This is a genomic window from Luteibacter sp. 621, assembly GCF_050435445.1.
Taxonomy (GTDB): Bacteria; Pseudomonadota; Gammaproteobacteria; order Xanthomonadales; family Rhodanobacteraceae; genus Luteibacter.
This window is the reverse complement of sequence record NZ_JBNDKI010000008.1, coordinates 60,070-79,659: the sequence shown is the minus strand read 5'-3', so window position 1 is coordinate 79,659 and position 19,590 is coordinate 60,070. Positions and strand designations below refer to the sequence as shown.

20 protein-coding genes are annotated in these 19,590 nt (G+C 65.8%); 9 read left to right on the top strand and 11 right to left on the bottom strand.

The features are described from left to right. Window position 1: 1 nt before the first annotated feature. The 11 genes from ABIE56_RS10765 to ABIE56_RS10715 all read right to left on the bottom strand — a co-directional run bounded on the left by ABIE56_RS10765 (window position 2) and on the right by ABIE56_RS10715 (window position 9,780). Window positions 2-463, bottom strand: a complete 462-nt coding sequence (locus ABIE56_RS10765; RefSeq protein ID WP_429243808.1) for a hypothetical protein — start codon at window positions 461-463, stop codon at window positions 2-4. Next, entirely contained in the window at window positions 463-1,317 is an 855-nt protein-coding gene (locus ABIE56_RS10760; RefSeq protein ID WP_429243807.1) for an FAD:protein FMN transferase, read from the bottom strand. Before ABIE56_RS10760 ends, ABIE56_RS10765 begins: the two co-directional genes overlap by 1 nt. Then, window positions 1,292-1,822, bottom strand: a complete 531-nt coding sequence (locus ABIE56_RS10755; RefSeq protein ID WP_429243806.1) for an FMN-binding protein — start codon at window positions 1,820-1,822, stop codon at window positions 1,292-1,294. The genes ABIE56_RS10760 and ABIE56_RS10755 overlap by 26 nt, the downstream gene beginning before the upstream one ends. 13 nt (window positions 1,823-1,835) lie before the next feature. Next, window positions 1,836-2,771 (bottom strand): DUF6662 family protein, encoded by a 936-nt coding sequence (locus tag ABIE56_RS10750; RefSeq protein WP_429243805.1) that lies wholly within the window; start codon window positions 2,769-2,771, stop codon window positions 1,836-1,838. A 173-nt stretch (window positions 2,772-2,944) separates the two neighbouring features. Continuing rightward, window positions 2,945-3,544, bottom strand: coding sequence for an IMPACT family protein (locus ABIE56_RS10745; protein WP_429243804.1), 600 nt, complete (start codon window positions 3,542-3,544; stop codon window positions 2,945-2,947). Next, a complete protein-coding gene (locus tag ABIE56_RS10740; RefSeq protein ID WP_429243803.1) occupies window positions 3,541-4,461 on the bottom strand; it encodes a hypothetical protein in 921 nt (306 codons plus the stop codon). The genes ABIE56_RS10745 and ABIE56_RS10740 overlap by 4 nt, the downstream gene beginning before the upstream one ends. Then, window positions 4,454-5,005 carry an RNA polymerase sigma factor gene (locus tag ABIE56_RS10735; RefSeq protein WP_429243802.1) on the bottom strand — a complete coding sequence of 184 codons (552 nt, stop codon included), beginning with the start codon at window positions 5,003-5,005 and terminating at the stop codon, window positions 4,454-4,456. The genes ABIE56_RS10740 and ABIE56_RS10735 overlap by 8 nt, the downstream gene beginning before the upstream one ends. Before the next feature lie 45 nt (window positions 5,006-5,050). Beyond that, window positions 5,051-6,844, bottom strand: coding sequence for a vWA domain-containing protein (locus tag ABIE56_RS10730; protein ID WP_429243801.1), 1,794 nt, complete (start codon window positions 6,842-6,844; stop codon window positions 5,051-5,053). A 56-nt stretch (window positions 6,845-6,900) separates the two neighbouring features. Next, entirely contained in the window at window positions 6,901-8,397 is a 1,497-nt protein-coding gene (locus ABIE56_RS10725) for a diguanylate cyclase (RefSeq protein WP_429243800.1), read from the bottom strand. Window positions 8,398-8,509: 112 nt separating this feature from the next. After that, a complete protein-coding gene (locus tag ABIE56_RS10720) occupies window positions 8,510-9,223 on the bottom strand; it encodes an anti-sigma factor (protein ID WP_429243799.1) in 714 nt (237 codons plus the stop codon). Beyond that, window positions 9,220-9,780: a sigma-70 family RNA polymerase sigma factor gene (locus ABIE56_RS10715; RefSeq protein WP_429243798.1), complete on the bottom strand. Its 561-nt coding sequence runs from the start codon at window positions 9,778-9,780 to the stop codon at window positions 9,220-9,222. The genes ABIE56_RS10720 and ABIE56_RS10715 overlap by 4 nt, the downstream gene beginning before the upstream one ends. A 133-nt stretch (window positions 9,781-9,913) precedes the next feature. Between ABIE56_RS10715 and ABIE56_RS10710 the strand changes: the two genes are divergently transcribed. The 9 genes from ABIE56_RS10710 to egtB all read left to right on the top strand — a co-directional run bounded on the left by ABIE56_RS10710 (window position 9,914) and on the right by egtB (window position 19,544). Next, window positions 9,914-10,654, top strand: coding sequence for a hypothetical protein (locus ABIE56_RS10710; protein WP_429243797.1), 741 nt, complete (start codon window positions 9,914-9,916; stop codon window positions 10,652-10,654). 71 nt (window positions 10,655-10,725) lie between these two features. Further along, window positions 10,726-11,682 carry an acyl-CoA desaturase gene (locus ABIE56_RS10705; RefSeq protein WP_429243796.1) on the top strand — a complete coding sequence of 319 codons (957 nt, stop codon included), beginning with the start codon at window positions 10,726-10,728 and terminating at the stop codon, window positions 11,680-11,682. Window positions 11,683-11,686: 4 nt separating this feature from the next. Then, the gene (locus ABIE56_RS10700; RefSeq protein WP_429243795.1) at window positions 11,687-12,949 is read left to right on the top strand and encodes an NAD(P)/FAD-dependent oxidoreductase; all 1,263 of its coding nucleotides are present in this window, start codon (window positions 11,687-11,689) and stop codon (window positions 12,947-12,949) included. Further along, window positions 12,946-13,734 carry a DUF1365 domain-containing protein gene (locus ABIE56_RS10695; protein WP_429243794.1) on the top strand — a complete coding sequence of 263 codons (789 nt, stop codon included), beginning with the start codon at window positions 12,946-12,948 and terminating at the stop codon, window positions 13,732-13,734. The genes ABIE56_RS10700 and ABIE56_RS10695 overlap by 4 nt, the downstream gene beginning before the upstream one ends. Beyond that, on the top strand, window positions 13,715-14,950 hold the full coding sequence (locus tag ABIE56_RS10690) for a class I SAM-dependent methyltransferase (protein ID WP_429243793.1): 1,236 nt from the start codon (window positions 13,715-13,717) through the stop codon (window positions 14,948-14,950). The genes ABIE56_RS10695 and ABIE56_RS10690 overlap by 20 nt, the downstream gene beginning before the upstream one ends. 47 nt (window positions 14,951-14,997) lie before the next feature. Beyond that, window positions 14,998-15,735 carry a DUF1295 domain-containing protein gene (locus ABIE56_RS10685; RefSeq protein WP_429243912.1) on the top strand — a complete coding sequence of 246 codons (738 nt, stop codon included), beginning with the start codon at window positions 14,998-15,000 and terminating at the stop codon, window positions 15,733-15,735. Then, window positions 15,732-16,820, top strand: a complete 1,089-nt coding sequence (locus ABIE56_RS10680) for an SAM-dependent methyltransferase (protein WP_429243792.1) — start codon at window positions 15,732-15,734, stop codon at window positions 16,818-16,820. Before ABIE56_RS10685 ends, ABIE56_RS10680 begins: the two co-directional genes overlap by 4 nt. A 148-nt stretch (window positions 16,821-16,968) precedes the next feature. Then, window positions 16,969-17,346, top strand: a complete 378-nt coding sequence (locus ABIE56_RS10675) for a DUF427 domain-containing protein (RefSeq protein ID WP_429243791.1) — start codon at window positions 16,969-16,971, stop codon at window positions 17,344-17,346. Window positions 17,347-17,366: 20 nt separating this feature from the next. Continuing rightward, a complete protein-coding gene (egtB, locus tag ABIE56_RS10670; RefSeq protein WP_429243790.1) occupies window positions 17,367-19,544 on the top strand; it encodes an ergothioneine biosynthesis protein EgtB in 2,178 nt (725 codons plus the stop codon). Window positions 19,545-19,590 lie beyond the last annotated feature (46 nt).

Genomic DNA, 19,590 nt, shown 5'->3' with positions numbered 1-19,590 from the left:
GTCAGGCCGCGTGACCCCTGCGCCGGCGAGCGCGCCGCCCCTTCAGGTAATGCCAGAGAAAAAGCGGAAGCGCGCCCAGTCCGATGACCCAGTGAATGGCGCTTACCGTGGCATGCGCATCATCGCCCGGCGGGTAGTAGAGCAGGTAGCCGGTGATCGTAAGCAGCGTGAGCACACCGAGCAGGGCGAGGCCGATCCAGCGTTGGCGCCGGTGCTTCCATCCGTGCCATACGTGAACCACGAGCAGACTACCGGCGCCTACCAGCATGACAAGCATGGCCGCGCCATGGCAGCGCAGCATCCACGGTTCAAGCGGATTGCTCTGCGGCCCGAATGGGCCCTCGACCTGGGCGAAGTAATGCAGAGCGAGCCAGGCGGCACCCGACGCCCAGAGCAGCAGCCCGCTGGTGCAGAGGACGATGACCTGCCATCTCGCAAGGCGCGCCTTGTGTACCGGGTACATTAGTGATCGGCTCCGGTTGATGGTTCAAGAGGAACGATGCGCGCGGCGTAAGTTGATGCGAGGCGCTCGGCTTCCGGGGGTGCCACGAGGGCCACTTTGGTCAGCGCATCCGCTGTCATGCACTCGTCAGCGATAACACTGATCGCGTGGTCGATCGGCCGCGGCATGCGCTGTGCATCGAGATGGGGGACCCAGGTGGTTCCGTCACGTTGCCGGCGGGTGTGCCGGTTAGCCGAGGTGGCCAGCGCGGCGTCACTAAGCACCAGGCTTCGCCGGATCGCACCATCCCCGTCGCGCAGGTGGATACGTGTTTCACCCACCACCCTAAGGTCGCCGCCTGCATTGACGACGGCATGGGTCATGCCGGCATCGATGAGCAGGCGCGTCGCGTTATCGACCGCGAACCCCTTGGCTATCCCGCCCAGGTCGATAAGCATCGGCCGGTGCAGGATCACGTCCCGGTCACTGACGATTTCGATATCCGCGCTGGTCCCTGTCATGCGCCGGAGGTCGACACCCGGTGGGCGGGGCAGGAAGCCGCTGGCGACCAGCTTCGCGGCCACGGCGACATCGAAGATGCCATGCGATCGCCTGTAAAGGTCGATGGCGAATCGCAACACGCTAACCGTATCGGGATGGATGCGAACGCGTTTCCCCGGCGTGGCATGGCGGAGCGCGGCGAGGTCGCTGTGCTGCGCGTGGAACGACATTCGTTCATGGACGGTGGCCACGGCGCCGAAAGCACGCCGCAGCAGATCGTCATCCGCATGGGCGGCGGTAATTTCGACAAACGTGCCCAGCCACGGCTGGCAGCGCTTACGGGTTGCGTTACCTTGCGGCGAGGACAGTGGCATATGTCGCTAGCAGCCGGCGCACGCCATCGGTGACGTGCTTCGAGGATAGTGTGGCCCCGGAAATATTCTGGATATCCGTCCCCAGCTTGAGGGACTCGCCAGCGCGCTTCCCAACGAACTGGTTGCGCCAGCGGGCATCGCTGACTTGCTGGCCGTAGGCCTCCCGGTAATCGAGGATCTCCACATCACGTACCGCGCCGCTCGCATCGAGTGACACGGCATAGGTGATGAATTCGTGCTTGCCTACCACCTCATCAATGATGAACCAGCCGCCATCCTGAGCGCGCCAGGCCTTCAGCTCGGCCGAAAGGGGCGACTCACCGGAAGCCTTGCGAATCGCGGCGATCTGCTCGGGCGTGAGCTGGCGAAAATCCTGGGTCAAGGCCTGGCTGGGGAACATCTGCGCCTGGGCCTGGGCGGGCGTAAGGTATTCGGTCGCGTGCACGCCGCCGGTCAGGGCGGCGAGCGCGGTGAATGCGGCAAGGGCTGTCGAACGGCGGCTCATGCGAACTCCACGATCAGAAGTAGTAGCCCAGCTTCAGGCGGTAACGGTATTTCTCGAAGTCATCGGCGTTGGAGATGCCATGGACTACGAAGCTCTCGTCGGATGGGTTTGCATAATCCTTTGCGCCGTGCAGCTGGAACAGCGTGGTAAAGGTGGCAAAGAAGTGCTGGCCGGCATAGTGCAGGGTAGGGCCGGCATACCAGGCCACGTTCGTCCGGTTCTCCGCCTTGAACGGGTTGAAGCCCGCCCACTCGCGTTCGTTCTGCAATTCCGCGGCCACGGACCAGTTGGATGCGAAGCGGTAGCTCCCGGCAAAACCGAAGTTGACATCCGTTTCCTTATCCCAGTGATCGCGATAATCGATCGTGTCGGGGTCGGCGTCGGGATCGCCATGCAGGTAACGCTTTTCCTGCCCGATCGTGGTGTTGAACGCGAACACGAGGCGATCGTCGAGGAAGTTCTTCTGCAGGATCAGCCGGGTCTCAAGTTCGCGTGTGCGCGGGCCCACCGAGGGCTCAAGGTAAACGGCGGCGCCCAGCGGCGAGGTGTAGGGGCTCGCGAAGCGATAGATGGCCTCGACCGACGCACTCTCGAAGCGGTTGCGGCTCCAGCTGCCTTCAGAGGGAACGTTGTAGTCGGCGAATACTTCCGGTGGAGCGGTGCTGCCGTCCGGGACGTTGCCGTTTACGCGGGTGTGCGCAAGGTTGATGTAACCGGATAGCTGGAAATTATCCGCGGCGCCATACGACACCTCGGTACGTGTCTGCAGCAAATGGAAGATGCCTTGCGAGCGGGCGTCGCGCAGCGTGGCCCATTGCTCTACCTCGGTCTTGCCCTTGGGCAGCAGGTCGGTGGTGTAGATGTAGCCAAAAATGGGCTCATCGGCTTTGGTAGGGGCAGCCGCAAGGGCGCCCGCGACCGCCATGGCCGCGAAGATCACTTTCTTCACTGAAACGTCCCCGATCCCGCTGGTGAGCCTGATGGCTCGTTGAGAATATTCTCATTCTCATTTCGGTTTGGGGTGGCGTCAAGGGGGAGGTTGTAATTATTTGCTTTCTTAGCAATGGCTTAGTGCGCGCATCCGTAAGGGCTTACGCGTGATGTGCCAGCGCTTAGCTGGGCTCAGCTGTCAATGCGCCTGGGGATGGAACGCCCACGGGTCGCGTCTACGATGCGCCCGATGATCGCGTCGAGCCGATCCTGCGGGGCGGAAACCACCATGTCGGCGCCGTTTTCCACGAACGTTTCTTCCTCGATGTCGCCATCCAGTTCGCGGATGCGGGCTCGCACCAGGGCCAGTTCTGCAAACTCAACGCGCAACGCAATGCGGCCGATTTCGACGATCGGCACGCGTGGCGCAAGCCGCAGGCATCCCGCCGCGCTTCCACCGTAGGCGCGCACCAGGCCGCCAGCGCCCAGCTTGATGCCGCCATACCAACGGGTTACGACCACGGCAACGCGATCACAAGCTTGCCCATCGATCGCAGCGAGGATCGGCCGTCCGGCGGTGCCACCGGGTTCGCCATCGTCGTTGAAGCGGTAGGCATCGCCGATGCGATAAGCCCAGCAGTTGTGGGTGGCGGCGGGATCGCCCACGGCCTGGAAGAATGCGAGTGCTTCGGCGGGTGACGCGACGGGCGCAGCCTGGGCCAGGAAGCGGCTCTTCTTGATCTCTTCCTCGTGCTGGAACGGTGCGGCTAGCGTGTGCAGCGGGGTGTTCAAGGCTTCAGATCGCGGAGGTCTTGCGGTAGGTCATACGCAGGATACAGGCGGCGCAGTTCGGCGAGCTTGCGCAGCGCTTCGGCGCGGTTGCCCTGGTCGAGCAGGCGGCGGATTTCACCGACGCGATCGTCGGGGGCGAGGCCGGCGACCACCGGTTTGGCGGCGATCGCGCCCTGCGTCATCGGGGCGGGTGCGGCTGACATCACCGGCGTATCGGCGCGTCGCTCCGTTGCCGTGTGTCCGTTGAAGCCGTACATCGCTTCTTCAGCCGGCGCGGGTGCAGGTTGAGCGTCGCGGAGCGCGTCTGCCGACGCGGGAGCCGGTTCGATCGCGGCCGGCGGGGCAGGTGGGGACGGGGGGGCGGGTGGTGCGGCCGGCGCCGGGGCAGGCAGGGCTTCGGGTGGCGCCATGGGGGCGCTGAAGACCTTGGCCTGGGCGACGATGGCGGGGCGTTGGGGGGTGGCCTTGTTCGCTGCCGCCGTAGTGCGCGCCTGATCGCGCGCAAGGCGCGCTCCTACAGCGGGTGCGGCGAGCTTGGGCGGGGCGGCGGGGGTGGCGACGGGTTCGGATTCGGCGGCAGCCGGAGGGGCGGCTGCGGGAACAGGAGCCGGAGCGGCGAGTTTTTCCGCGCGTTCGCTGAGCGGATCGCGGATGGGGGCGTTGCGCAGCTGCCAGCCTACGCCCACGGCGAGGACAAGCACCGCGGCCGAGCCCAGTGCCACCGGCCAGCGTGAGCGGCGGCGTGCAGGCGTGCTGCGCGAGGGAACGGCGCGCTCGGCGGCGGCGAGTACGGCGGTATCCAGTGCCGCATCCGGCTCGGCCTTGGGCAGGCGCGCGTACAGCGCGGCGAGTTCGTGCTCGTCGGGCAGTTCGTCGTCGCTCGGGGGTGGCGTGTTCGGGTTCATATCGTCAGGCAAACCACTGCTTGATGCGTGCCATGGCGTAGCGCAGCCGCGATTTCGCGGTCTCGCGGCCTACGCCGGTGATGGCGGCGATGTCCTCCAGGGAGAGTTCGTACTCCATGCGTAACACAAAGGTCTCGCGCTGGTCTTCGGACAGGCTCTCGATGGCCTGCTGCATGCGCCGGCGCAGTTCGAATTCGGAGAGCGCCTGTTCGGGCTGTTCGCGCTCCGGTGCGGCCTGGTTCGCGAAGATGGCGTCGGCTTCATCCGAGGTCGCCAGTGGTTTCTGCCGGCGGAACCCATCGATGGCAAGGTTGTGCGCAATCTGCAGCAACCACGTGCTGAACTTCGCCTCGGGGCGGTAGCGGTCGCGCGCCGCGATGACGCGCGCCCACGTTTCCTGGAACAGTTCATCGGCCTGGGTGCGATCCTTCGCCGTTTTCAGCAGAAACCGGTACAGCGGGCCCTTGTGCCGCGCATACAGCACCTTGAACGCGGCCGCATCCCCGCCCGTCCAGGCGAGCATCAGCGAGGCATCGTCGGCCAGGGGAGCATCCATGGCCGACGAGGTTACGGCATTCGGGCGTGGCATAGCAGCCCTGGGTCAGCGGGTACCGGCCACCGGGGTCTGCATCCCGCCGGCCAGCTCGGCCAACCGGGCCATGCCGGCACGGTAGCCCCCGTCATCCTTGCCCTGCGCGGTGCGCGCCAGTTCCGCCACCTTGTCGTAGCCAAAGCCCTCGGTGTATTTGCCACCGCGCAGGTTATCGGCGAAGGCGGCAACGGCAGCGGCGAAGCGCATGCGTTCGCTCGGTGAGGTTACAGAGGCGGAAAGCGGCTGCTCGATCAACTGGCTGGCGCCGCCTTCGGGTGACTTGTACCGCAGGCGCAGGAAGCCCAGCTCGTTGCCCTTGGTAGCCGGGGCTTCGGCGCCATAGCGAAGGGGATCCACGCTAGCCCCCTTGGCACCTTTCAGCGTGATCTCGTAGAGCGCCGTGACGTTCGCGCCCGCGCCGATCTCCCCGGCATCCACCGCATCGTTGTTGAAATCCTCACGGGCCAGCATCCGCTTCTCGTAGCCGATCAGGCGGTACTCGCCGACGACGCCTGGATTGAACTCCATCTGGATTTTCACGTCCTTGGCAATCGTCATCAGCGTGGCCGACATTTCATCGACCAGCACGCGGCGACCTTCCTCCAGGCTATCGATGTAGTGGTGGCTACCGTTGCCGGCATCGGCCAGCGTGACCGCCATGTCATCGTTGTAGTTGCCCTCGCCAAAGCCGAGCGTGGTAAGTGCGATGCCACTGCGGCGTTTGTCGGCGATGCGGTCTTTCAGCTGTTCCACGCCAACGGTGCCGACATTGAAGTCCCCATCGGTGGCAAGGATCACGCGGTTCACGCCGCCCTTGATAAAACCCTTTGCCGCCTGCGCGTAGGCCAGGTCGATGCCTGCGGCGCCGTTGGTCGAGCCGCCTGCGCCGAGCGCATCGATCGCCGCGTTGATCTTCGCGTGCTGGTCACCGGCCGTGGCGGGCAAGGCGACGCAGGTGCTGCCAGCGTACGTCACCAGTGAGATGCGATCCTGTGCACGCAGTTTCGGCACGATCTGCTTCAGCGAGGCTTTCAGCAACGGCAACTTGTCGGGCTCGTTCATTGAGCCGGACACGTCGACGAGGAACACGAGGTTAGCGGCGGGAATGTCGCTAGCTGGCACGGTGTAGCCCTGGATACCGACCAGCAGCAACTGGCGGTCCGGGTTCCACGGCGAGGGCGAGAATTCGGTAGTGACACTGAAGGGGCGTGAGCGATCCTTCGGCGCGGCGTAGCCGTAGTTGAAGTAGTTGATGAACTCCTCGCTGCGCACCGCATCGGCCGGCGGCAACTGGCCCTGGTTCAGCATATGGCGCACGTTGGTGTACGAGCCCGTATCCACGTCGATGCTGAACGTGGAAACCGGGTCGGCCGCGGTCTGGTGCACCGGGTTGGTGTCGCGGTGCGCATAGCGGCTGGTGTCGACATTTTGCATGGTGACGCCGCCGATGATGTAACCCGCTGCCGGCGCGGCCGCCATGACTTTCGCCGTGGGCTGGTACATCACGGGCGCGCTCGGTGCGGGCGGGGCCGGCGGTGCAGGTGCTGCTATCGCGATAGCTTCCTGCGCCACGCCGGGCGCCGCAGCGCGTGCGTCACGGCGCACCTGGGGCCGGATGTTAGGCGGTGAGGGCGCGGCGAAGCCGGAAATTGCATCAGGCATCGTCGTGCAGTTCGTATCCGCCTCGGGCAGGGATGGGGCAGGCATGCGGTGGCGCACCTGCGGCGGCTCGGCACCAGCGGCACCGGCGGCGACCACCAGGCCGGTGAAAAGCAGGGAAAGGGTGACGCGTAGCGTGTTCATCGTGCATGGCCTCCTTGGGGTCATGCAGATGAAACGGAGCAACCGGGCAAACGGGGTTAACCGGTGCGAAGGGAATTTTCCAGGCGGGCATCGCTCGGGGCACCGATGCGGTTGCGGCCGTTGTGCTTGGCCCGGTACAAGGCGCGATCGGCGGAGTTGAGCAACTCTAGCGGACCGCTGGCGGCACTGGGCTGAACCGCCGCGACGCCGATGGTGATGGTGAGCACGCCGAACGGGCTGCGTGGGTGGGCGATGCCCTGGGCTTGCACCTGCGCACGGAGGTCTTCCGCCAGGGCCATGGCTTCCACCAGCCGTGTTCCCGGAGCCACCACGGCGAATTCCTCGCCGCCAAAACGGGCCAGGAAATCGCCGACGCGCAGGCCGCGCGAGGCCATGGTGGAAGCCAGTGCACGCAAACAGTCATCGCCAGCCAGGTGGCCGTAGCGATCGTTGTATTCCTTGAAGAAGTCCACGTCGATCATCAGCAGCGCGATGGGTTCTCGCTGGCCGGGGCGGTGCCATTCACGCAGCAGGCGTTCATCCAGTGCGCGTCGGTTGGCCAGCCCGGTCAGGCTATCGACGAAGACCAGGCCCTCCAGTTCATCGCGGCTGCGCGACAGGCGAAACTCTTCCTCCACCAGGTCCACCTGGGCCAGCGTGCCGCGCAGGCCAATGCCGATCACGGCGGCGATCGCGCCGGTAATGCCCAGCGATGGATAACCGGGAATCACCATGAGGCCGAAGCCGAGCACGCTCATGGCGAGGAACGTGGGGCTGGCACTCTGTACGAAGCGGATGAGGTAGACCGGCGGGTGCCAGTGGCGCTGTGGCTTGCGCGAAAGGGTCGCCACGCACAGTGCGAGGAAGGGTACGTCCAGCAGCGCATCCCACGGCGAATCGCCGAAATCGGGATGGCCGCCGAGCGCCACGTAGTGGTTGTAGAAGTAGCCGGAGGCGGCATAGCAGACGAAGAACGCCATCACCGCACGAAAGAAGTAGTGATCGTCGGCACGATCGGTGGCGAGGAAACGCAGCAGCGCCGCGACCGCCAGGCACACATTCTCGAAATCGAGCATATGCGCGACATCGACCGCCTGCTGCGGCCCGATCGCGCCTTCGACGGACACAATGGAAAAGGTGCGCACGTAAAACAACACGCCGAGCAACGCGGCCAGCACCAGATCGATGGCGAGCGCCCAGCGCTTGCGCGCGGCCACCGGGGCCGAGGAGACGGCGACGAGCACCGGCAGCACGTACAGGATGTAGAAGAACATGCTGTCGCCGGGTGCCGGGTTGGAGTTATCCAGCACGTAGTTCTGCCGGGCCGACAGGGACATGCCCACCGTCCACAGCATGAGGCTGCCCAGCAGCAGCCACCACCGGTTGTCGCGCGGCGTGCCCGAGCGGTACCACGCCAGCACCGTGCTGGACATGGCCGCGACCGCGGCGGCGAAGAAAAAGCCGTAGGAGACCGCCATGCCGCCCGCCGGCGTGACCGCCAGCGCGATAGCGTGGACCGCGAGGATGACCATCGCGGCAATGACGAGTTTCATGGCGTGCTCAATGCCCCTTGCCTGCAACGCTATGGTCATATCGGCGGGCTCGCGGCAAAGTTGAGCCCGGCGCTCAATATCTTACGGCCGGTTTCTCGACAAATGTGAAGGCTCACGCCGCGCGGATGCTGCCCTTGGCGATCACCGGCCCTGTGGGCTGCCCGGTGGGCGAGCCACCCGCCGGTTCGACCGAAACCGCGAGCGCCGCCGTGGGTCCGAGGCGATCCAGCAATGCCTTGGGCAAGGCGAAGCGCTTGGCCTCCTGGGCGGGGAACGTGCCCACCGAGATGGGCGCACCACCGGCGGGTATCAGCCACAGTTCGGTCGCGCGGCCGCTGGCAGTGGCCTTGGGGCTGGCGGGCACCACCAGGAGTTCACCGCGATCAATATCCATGGTGGCGGTCCACGCGGCCACGCCATCCTCGCCGGCCAGGGTGGAGACCATGAGTACCGCGGGGGCGTGAGCAGCCGGGGGTGCTTGCGGTTCGCGGGTGAGTGTGAGCACAAGCAGGCACGCGGCCACCGCCGATGCGCCCACGCCGATCCAGCGCCACAACGCCAGGCTGTCCCACAGGCTCGGGCGTGCCGGTTCGGCCAGGCCAAGGCGACGGCAGATGCCTTCCCACGCGTGCAGCGGCGGTTCGGCTGCGCTCACTTCAATGGCCAGCGGGGCCAGCCACGCCTGCCACACGGCCACGGCGGCTTCCGCCTCGGGCTGGTCGGCGATCTCGCGGGCCACGGCCGCACGTGCATCGGCATCGAGCAGGCCGAGCACGTATTCCGCGTAGCGCAGGTTGTCCTTGTCGGTATCGAAGGTCGTATTCATGAGCCCAGGCACGCGCGCAATTGCATCAGGCCACGGCGGATCCAGCTCTTCATGGTGCCGAGCGGGACCTTGGCCCGGTCTGCCAATTCGTTATACGTAGCGCCGCCGAAAAAGGCTTCACGGATCGAGCGACGCTGCGGCGCATCCAGTTGATCCAGGCAGGCGCGCAGGCGGCCGTAGGCATCGCCGGCCTCGGCGCGCGCCGAGGGGCCCGGCTCCGGATCGACGATCGCTTCCCATGCCACGTCCGTGATGGCCTGGGTGCCGGGGCGCTGGCGCAGGCGATCGATTGCCTTGTTGCGGACCACGGTGACCAGCCAGGTGAACGCGCTGGAAAGCGATGGATCGAACGACCCCGCCCGGCGCCACACGGTGACGTAGGCCTCCTGCAGGACCTCGTCGGCTTCGGCGCGATCCCCCACCAGGCGCATGCACACACCGAACAGGCGTGGCGACGTGGCCTTGTACAGGGCCTCGAAGGCCTTCTGGTCCCGGGCGCCGGTGCGCCGTAGCAAATCGTTCAGCGCATCCCGCTCGGCGGGCGTGGTGCCTGGCATGCGTTAGGATTCCCGTTGCGTCAGTGCGCTGGATCTATAGCACGAACGGCCGTCACGAAAACGCGACCGGATCCGGGTCACCCTCGGTCGCGTCTACCTTTTAACCGGCGCTCCGCCTGCCTGGGATTCCCCTATGACGACGAAACGCCTGATCCTCGCCGTGCTCTGCGTCTGCGCCTTGCCTGCGCATGCCGCCGATCGCTACGCAGGGGACGCCAGCCCTCGCGCGGGTGGGCCTGTGCTCTACCGCGAGGTGCACCTGATAGACGGGCCACGCCAGGTCGTGAGCTACCAGTGCCCTGACGGCAAGCCGTTCGCATTGAAGATACTGGATGCGGCCCGCGACCCGACGCGGCCCAATGTCACCTATGAGGATGCGCGCCGGGGCCTGAGCGAGACAGTGCAAGCCAGCGGTAACCAGCTCGAGGTAAAGGTGCGCAAGAAGGGCGGTAACGAGCAGGCCAAAACCATCGACGTGCCTGATGGCGCCGTCATCGATGCCGGGTTCGATCCTTATATCCGTGCCCACTGGGATTCATTGGGTGCCGGGGTTTCCGTGCCGTTTCTCGTGGCCAGCCGGTTCCGCTTTTTCGATGTGAAGATCCTGGGCGGCAAGGTGACCGATGGCCAGCGCCACCTGGTGATGAAGCTGGATGCCTGGTACGCCTTCGCGGCGCCGACCATCGAAATGACCTACGGGGCCAGCGACCGCCGCCTGCTGCGTTACGAGGGCATGGGTACCGTGCGCAATGAAAAAGGCAAGGGTATCGATGTGCGCATCGATTTCCCGGCATCGGGCCGGACCATGGGCCTGCCTTCCTCGGCCCTGGATGACGTGATTCACACCCCCTTGAGCGGAAGCTGCACCACCTGACTGCCGCCGCCGTGCATCCGGGCAACGGATTCATCCGTATACCTTGTTGAGACCCACGGAAAGGCTGGCCCATGCGACCCGATAGCGCCTTCGATGCCCGTACACCGCCGCCGCCGCGCGCCGCCGCGTTCCGGCGCTGGTTCGATACGGCCGCCGATCCCGCGGGCAGCGAGGCCGCTGCCGATCGCATCGACTGGCTCCGCGCCGCGCCGTTCGTGGCTATGCACCTGGCCTGCGTGATGGTGATCTGGACGGGGGTGTCGCCAGTAGCGTTTGCCGTGGCCGTAGCCATGTACGCGGTACGCATGTTCGCGCTCACCGGTTTCTACCATCGGTACTTTTCGCACCGTACCTTCCGCACGTCGCGTGCCGTGCAGTTCATCTTTGCGGTGATCGGCGCCTCCTGCGTGCAGCGTGGCCCGCTGTGGTGGGCTGCGCACCATCGTCACCACCATCGTCACGCCGATACCGCACAGGATCCGCATTCGCCCACGGTGCACGGGTTCCTGTGGAGCCACGCCGGCTGGTTCCTCACCCCACGCGGGTTCCGTACCGATCTTTCCCGCGTGCCTGATTTTGCCGCGTACCCGGAGCTGCGCTGGCTGGATCGCTATGACACGGCCGTGCCCGTGTTGCTGGCGGTCGGCCTGTACGCACTGGGCGCGCTGTTGGCGCACGAGGCACCGGGCCTCGGTACCAGCGGTGCGCAGATGCTGGCGTGGGGCTTCTTCGTCTCCACCGTGGTGTTGTTCCATGCCACGGTCACCATCAACTCGCTGGCACATCGCTTTGGATCGCGCCGCTTCGCCACGCGCGACGATAGCCGCAACAACCTGTGGCTGGCGCTGCTCACGTTTGGCGAGGGCTGGCACAACAACCATCATTTCTTCCCCGGCACCGTGCGCCAGGGCTTCCGCTGGTGGGAAGTGGATGTGACCTGGTACGGCCTGTGGCTGATGGCGCAGTTGCGCCTGGTGCGCGATCTCAAGCCGATCCCTGCGTGGGTGACGGCGAAGCGGGAGGGCTGAGCGGATGCGCGTCGCGGTTATCGGTTCGGGCATCGCGGGGCTGGCATCGGCGTGGTTGCTGTCGCGCGGGCACGATGTGGTGCTTTATGAAGCGAGCAACCGGGTAGGCGGGCATGTGCATACGCACCGTGTCGCGATGCATGGGCAAGAATACGCGGTGGATACCGGGTTCATCGTGCATAACCCTGTGAATTACCCACTGCTTACCGCTCTTTTCGATGAATTGGGTGTGGCGACGCAGCCGACGACCATGAGCTTCGCCGTGAGCAGTGAAGCCTCGGGCCTGGAGTACAACGCCACCTCGCTGAATACGCTGTTCTGCCAGCGGCGCAACCTGTGGTCGCCGCGCTTCCTCGGCATGCTGCGCGATCTGTTTCGTTTCTACCGTGACGCACCGGCATTGCTGGGTGCGGCCGGCCCAGGCCCCACCTTGGGCGAGTACCTGGCCGAGGGGGGCTATGGCGCGATGTTTCGCGATGAGCACCTGGTGCCGATGGCCTGTGCGCTGTGGTCGTCGCCCTCGACCAGCATCCTTGGTTTCCCCGCGAAGTACCTGGCGAAGTTCATGGCAAACCACCACATGCTGCAGGTGTCACGGCGGCCGGACTGGCGCGTGGTGCAAGGGGGATCCGCGCGGTACGTGGAGGCGCTGCGCGCGCGCTGGCAGGTGCGTGAGCGCGTGGCGACGCCCGTATTGGCGGTACAGCGCCATGCCGATCGCGTGGATGTGACCAGCCACCGCGGCATCGAAACCTTCGATGAAGTGGTACTGGCCTGCCACGCCGATCAGGCGTTGGCCCTGCTGACCGATGCCCATCCCGCCGAACGCGACGTGCTGGGCGCCATGGCGTACCAGCCGAACGATACCGTGTTGCACACGGATGCCCGCTTGCTGCCGCGCTCGCGCAAGGCGTGGGCGGCCTGGAACGCGTGGGTCCCCGCGACACCTGGCGCGGCCTGCACCGTGAGCTACTGCATGAACCTGCTGCAGGGTATCGACTCGCCTGAGCCGCTTATCGTGACCTTGAACCAGACCGATGCGATTGATCCAGCGAAGGTGCTGCGCCGCATGGCTTACCACCACCCGGTGTATTCACATGCGTCGGTGGCCGCGCAGGCGCGCAAAGGCGAGATCCAGGGTAAACGCCGCACGTGGTTCGCGGGCGCCTACTGGGGTTGGGGCTTTCATGAAGATGGGATGCGCAGCGCCGTGGACTTGGCGCGCGAGTTCGATAGCGTCGCGAGCACGCGCCGGGTGCCCGCATGACTGAAACGTACGCTAGTGCCGTGTACGAGGGGTTCGTGACCCATCGCCGTCACGCGCCGCACCCGCATGCGTTTCGCTACCGCATGGCCCAGTTGTGGCTGGATCTGGATGAGCTGGATGCGGTGTTCGCCGGGCGCTGGTTGTGGTCGGCGAAGGGGCGCAACCTCGCGGAATTCCGCCGATCGGATTATTTCGGGCCACCGGGTGTGCCGCTTGCCGAGGCCGTGCGCGATCGCGTGGCGCTGTCGCTGGGGCAGCGGCCAGCGGGGCCGGTGCGTTTGCTGGCGCACCTGCGCTACGCCGGCTACGTATTCAATCCGGTGAGCTTCTATTACTGCTACGAAGCCGACGGCGTGACGCTCGCCGCGGTGCTGGCCGAGATTACCAACACGCCGTGGCGCGAGCGGCACGCTTATGTGCTGCCTGTGTCAGATGGCGACGTGCAGGCGGTCGATGCCACGTTCGCCAAGGCCTTCCATGTGTCGCCGTTCATGCCGATGGAACGTACCTACCGCTGGCGCTTCAGCGCGCCCGGCGAGCGGTTGCGCGTCCACATGGATGTGCTGCGTGGCGATACGCGCGAGTTCGATGCACACCTGGCCTTGGCGCGTCGCCCACTCACTGCCGCGGCGTTGGCGCGGGTGCTCTGGCGCTATCCGCTGATGACCGCGCAGGTCATCGGTGCCATCCATTTCGAGGCGTTGCGCCTGTGGTTGAAGCGCAACCCGGTCCACGACCACCCGGGCAAGCTGCCCAAAGGATTCCATGAACGCCATCGTCCATAACCAGACCGGTGCACGCGCATCGCGTGGCCTGCGCTTCCTTCGTGGGCAGCTTCTGGCGCGCATGAGATCGTTGCGCCACGGCCAGCTGGTGATCAATGACGCACTCGGCGCGGTCGTGCTTGGCGAGCCCACGCATGAACCAACCGTGCACATTGCGATCCATGATCTCGCCTTTTATCGCACCGTAGCGGGTAATGGCAGCGTCGGCGCGGGCGAGGCCTATATGGAGGGCCAGTGGTCGTGCGATGACCTGGTAGGACTGGTACGGCTGTTGGTGCGCAACCGCGATCTGCTGGATGGCATGGAAAGCGGCATGGCCCGGCTGGGCGGCTGGGCCATGCAGGCATGGGCCGCGCTGCGCCGGAACACACGCGATGGCAGCCGCCGCAATATCGCCGCGCACTATGACCTGGGCAACGATTTCTTCGGGCTATTCCTGTCGAGCGACCTCATGTACTCGTCGGCGCTGTGGGAGGGCGAGGGCGATACACTGGAAGCCGCCTCGCGGCGCAAGCTCGATCGCGTATGCCAGTGGCTCGAGCTCAAGCCGGGTGATCGCGTGGTCGAGATTGGCACGGGCTGGGGCGGGTTCGCGCTGCATGCGGCCAGGTACTACGGTTGCCACGTCACGACCACCACCATCTCGAAGGAACAGCACGAACTGGCGACACGGCGCGTGGCAGAGGCGGGTTTAGGCGACCGGGTGACGTTACTGCTCGAGGATTACCGCGACCTGCAAGGCCAGTTCGATAAGCTCGTGTCCATCGAAATGGTGGAAGCGATTGGCGCGGCGTACCTTGATACCTATTTCGCCAAGCTCGGCGCGCTACTTCGGCCTGGTGGGCGCGCGTTGCTCCAGGCCATCACCATCGAGGACCACCGCTATGCGCAGGCGCTGCGTTCGGTGGACTTCATCAAGCGCTATGTGTTTCCGGGTAGCTTCATTCCTTCGGTCAACGCGCTGCTCCAGGCGAAGACGCGGTCGACGGACCTTGCCCTGGTGCGCCAGGATGACTTTGGCCATTCCTATGCCCGCACCCTGCACGCATGGCGCGAGCGGTTCCTGACGGCGCGGCCGGAGGCACGGGCGCAGGGTTTCGATGAGCGCTTCCTGCGTTTGTGGGAGTTTTATCTTGTGTACTGCGAGGGTGGTTTCCTTGAGCGGTCCATCGGCGTTTCCCATCTGTTGTTCGCCAAGCCGGGCGGCGTGCCGTGAGTACGGTTAATACGCTGCTCACGATCTGGCTCACGGCCGCCTGGGTCATGGCGGGCGGCTGGGCGTGGCAGCGGCGCAGGCGCAATGCAGGCATTGTGGATGCCTTGTGGGCGGCGGGCCTGGCGGTGGCGGCCGTGTTCGCCGCACTGGTGGGGCAGGGTGCGACATCGAGTCGGTTGTGGGTGGCCCTGCTGGGCGGCGCCTGGGGTGCGCGGCTGGCGTTGCACCTGTGGCGACGGGTGCGCAGTGAGCCCGAAGATGGGCGCTACCGCCAGCTGCGCGCACACTGGCATGGCCATCAAGGCAAGTTCTTCGGCTTCTTCCAGTTCCAGGCCTTTCTGGTCGGTGTGTGCGCGGTGCCGTTTATCGCGGTGGCGGCGAACGGGGGTGGCCCTGGCTTATGGATCGTGCCCGCCGTGATCACATGGATCGTGAGCGTGGCCGGTGAATCGTTGGCGGATCGCCAGCTCGCGCGCTTCCGGGCCGATCCGGCGAACCATGGCAGGACCTGCCGCGATGGCCTGTGGCGCTATTCGCGCCACCCAAACTATTTCTTCGAGTGGCTGCACTGGTTCACCTATGTGTTCCTGGCCATGGGCTCGCCGCTGGGCCGGCTTGCGTGGATCGGCCCTGTGCTTATGTTCGTGTTCGTGCGCTATGTGAGCGGCGTGCCACTTACCGAAGCCCAGGCCGTGCGCACGCGCGGCGACGACTACCGCCGCTACCAACGCGATACGCCCGTCCTGATTCCCTGGTTTCCCATGCACACCCACGAGGACGTATGACGACGATCGCCAACACCCCTGTGTACGCCCGCGAAGATAGTGCCGCGCCTGGCGTGATCGGCCTGGCCGAACGTGGCCTCGTGCCGGATGCGTTGCTGCGTGCAGGGATCCGCCGCCAGTGTGCGGCGCGGCTGGCCCACGAGCGCGCCGGGGGTGAAGCGGCCACGGCCGAGCGGTTCCAGGCATTGATCGAGTCGTTGCGGCATAGCGACGTGGCGATCCACACGGACGCGGCGAACGGCCAGCACTATGAGCTGCCACCCGCGTTCTTCGAACTGTGCCTGGGCAGCCGCCTGAAGTACTCCAGCTGCTATTACCCACGTGCCGGCATGACGTTGAATGATGCCGAAGAGGCCATGCTGGCGCTCTACGGGGAACGCGCCGAACTGGTGGATGGCCAGTCGATCCTCGAACTCGGCTGTGGCTGGGGATCGCTTACGCTGTGGATGGCGCAGCGATACCCGCGAGCGCGGATCACGGCGGTATCGAATTCGGCCTCGCAACGTCGCCACATCGAGGCGCGCTGCGCCGCACTGAGTATCCGCAACGTGCAGGTGATCACGGCGGACGTGAATACGCTGGCGCTGCCCGAGTCCGACTATGACCGTTGCGTTTCCATCGAGATGTTCGAGCACATGCGTAACTACGCCACGTTGCTCGGCCGGATCGGCGGCTGGCTGAAGCCAGGCGGTAAGCTGTTCGTACACATTTTCACTCACCGCACGCTGATGTACCCGTTCGAGACCGATGGCGATGGTGACTGGATGGCCCGGCATTTCTTCACCGGCGGCCTGATGCCGGCGGCCGATACATTGCTCTGGTTCCAGGATGACCTGCACATCGAAGGCCGCTGGCTGCTCGATGGCACGCATTACCAGCGCACGGCCAACCATTGGCTGGCCCGGCAGGATGCGAACCAGGCGGCCGTGATGGGGGTACTGGCCGAAGCCTATGGCGATGCGGCACGCTTGTGGTTCCAGCGCTGGCGCATGTTCTGGATGGCGTGTGCGGAGCTGTTTGGCTACGCGGGCGGCACGGAGTGGGGCGTGGCCCACTACCGGTTCGTGCGCCCGGCCAAACGCTAGGGCAGGCCTGACGTGGGGCGGGCAGGAATGTCCAATCCTGCCATCTGTGCCTGCGAGACATTTCACCTTTTCCAGCCTGTTGGCTTGGCATGGGCGCCTGGCGGTCCCACGATGGTCTGCCTGCACGCCCGCTACGAAGGAGAGTGAGATGTCCTCCCGTCCCGTCAGGATCCCCGGCCCCGACCATCCCATGACGATCTCGCCCGCTGGCGGGCGCGTCGTGGTGCGCGATGGAGACCGGGTTATCGCCGATACCCGCCATGCCCTCAGCCTGAAAGAGGCCACGTATCCCGTTGTGTTCTATATCCCCCGTGGGGATGCCGACATGGCGGCATTGCGGCGTACGGAACACACCACCTGGTGCCCCTACAAGGGCGAGGCCTCGTATTACAGCCTGCCCGGCCATAGCGAGCGCGCGATCAACGCCATCTGGACCTACGAAACCGCAAGCGAGGCGGCCCGCGATATCCGCGAGCACCTGGCCTTCTACCCCGATCGCGTCACGATCGAGCACACGCCCGATTGAGTCGCCGGAGCACCTTTGCCATGCAAGCCATATTCGATACCTGGGCCACGGGCAGCGCGACTGCCCCCACTGGCTGTACCACCCCCGCCACGCTGACCCTCGCTGAGCGCTATGACGCCGTTCGTGCGCGCACCGATGCCCTCGTCGCGGCGCTGCAACCGGAAGACATGCAGGTGCAGTCCATGCCGGATGCCAGCCCGGCCAAGTGGCACCTGGCCCATACCACGTGGTTCTTCGAAACCTTCCTGCTTGGCCCCAACGTCCCAGGCTACACGGTGTTCGATACCACGTTCGGTTACCTGTTCAACTCCTACTACGAGGCCGTCGGGCCACGCCACCCGCGCCCCACGCGCGGTCTCGTCACCCGGCCTGGTATCGATGGCGTGCGCGCCTACCGCGCCCATGTTGATGCACACATGCGCCGGTTCATCGCGGAGGGGCTGGACGCCGAGCGTGAAGCATTGCTCCGCCTGGGCCTGGCCCACGAGGAACAGCACCAGGAGTTGCTGGTGATGGATGTGCAGCACCTGTTTGCGCAGTCGCCGCTCAAGCCCGCGTTCGATCCCGCATGGCCGGCGACCCCGGCGGGCCCCGCAGGGCGTTATCGCCATGTGGCAGGCGGCCCGGTGCGCATTGGCGCGACGGATGAGCCGTTCGCCTTCGATAACGAGAGCCCACGGCACACCGCGTGGCTGGAGCCGTTCCAGCTTGCCGACCGGCTGGTGACCAACGGCCAGTGGCTGGCGTTCATGGCGCTGGGCGGTTACCGTCGCGCCGAATTGTGGCTCTCCGATGGCTGGGCGCAGTGCCAGGCCGAAGGTTGGGAAGCCCCGCAGTACTGGCAGCGCGAAGACGACACGTGGTTCCACATGACCCCGGGCGGGTGGAAACCGGTCGATCCCGATGCCGCCGTCATGCATGTCAGTTACTACGAGGCGGATGCCTATGCCCGCTGGGCGGGCGCGCGGCTGCCGACCGAGGCCGAGTGGGAGCACGCCGTGCGCACGCGCCATGACCTGGAGCAGGTGTACGACACCGCATGGCAGTGGACGGCAAGCGCGTACACCGCGTACCCCGGCTTCCGCGCCGCGGATGACGCGGTAGGTGAGTACAACGGCAAGTTCATGAGCGGGCAGATGGTGCTGCGTGGCGGGGCCGCGGTGACGCCGCCAGGCCATTCGCGGCCGTCTTACCGCAACTTCTACCGGCCCGGGCAGCGCTGGATGTTTGCCGGCGTGCGCCTGGCGCGCGATCTCGCATTGGCCGAAGACGATGAGCGTAGCGAGTTCCTGCGTGACACGCTGGCAGGTCTTTCAGCCCCGCAGAAGACGTTCTCGCCGAAGTACTTCTACGACGGCGCTGGCTCCGCGTTGTTCGAGGCGATCTGTGAGACACCGGAGTACTACCCGACCCGCACGGAAACCACGCTTCTGAAGAAAATCGTGCCGGCGCTGGCCGCGGCGATTCCAGACGGCGCCGTGCTGCTGGAACTGGGGAGCGGTGCGAGCGAGAAGACCCGTTTGCTGCTTGATGCGACGTCGTCACTGGCGGCGTATGTACCGGTGGATATCAGCCCGGATGCGCTGCAGGGCGCGGCCGAGCGCTTGCGCGCGGCTTACCCGGCGCTGCCGATCGTCCCGGTTGTCGCCGATTTCACGCGTGGCATTGAGGTGCCCGAGGCACTGGCGGATAACCCGGTGGTCGCGTTCTTCCCCGGTTCCACCATTGGCAATTTCGAAGCCAGTGAGGCCGTTGCGTTGATGCACTCGGTGCGCCGCCGCCTCGGCTCCGGTGCACGGTTCATCGTGGGCGCCGACCAGGTGAAGTCCATCGATACGCTGCTGGCCGCCTATGACGATGCCGAGGGCGTGACCGCGGCGTTCAACCGTAACGTGCTTGTGCGAATCAACCGTGAGCTGGGCGCCGATTTCGACGTGGGTGCATTCGAGCACCGCGCGGTGTGGAACGCGGCGAAGTCACGGATCGAGATGCACCTGGAAAGCGCCGTAGCGCAGACCGTCACGGTGTCCGGGCAGCGTTTCGCCTTTGAAGCCGGCGAAACCATCCATACCGAGAACTCGCACAAGTTCACGCCGGCGTCGTTCGCGGCGCTGGCGGCGCAGGCAGGCTGGGTGGTGGAGCAGCAGTGGATTTCCGACGAGCCGGCCTTCGGTGTATTCCTGCTCAAGGCGGTGTAACGGTAGGAGCGCGCTTGTGCGCGATGGGTTGCGGCGAGCATCCATC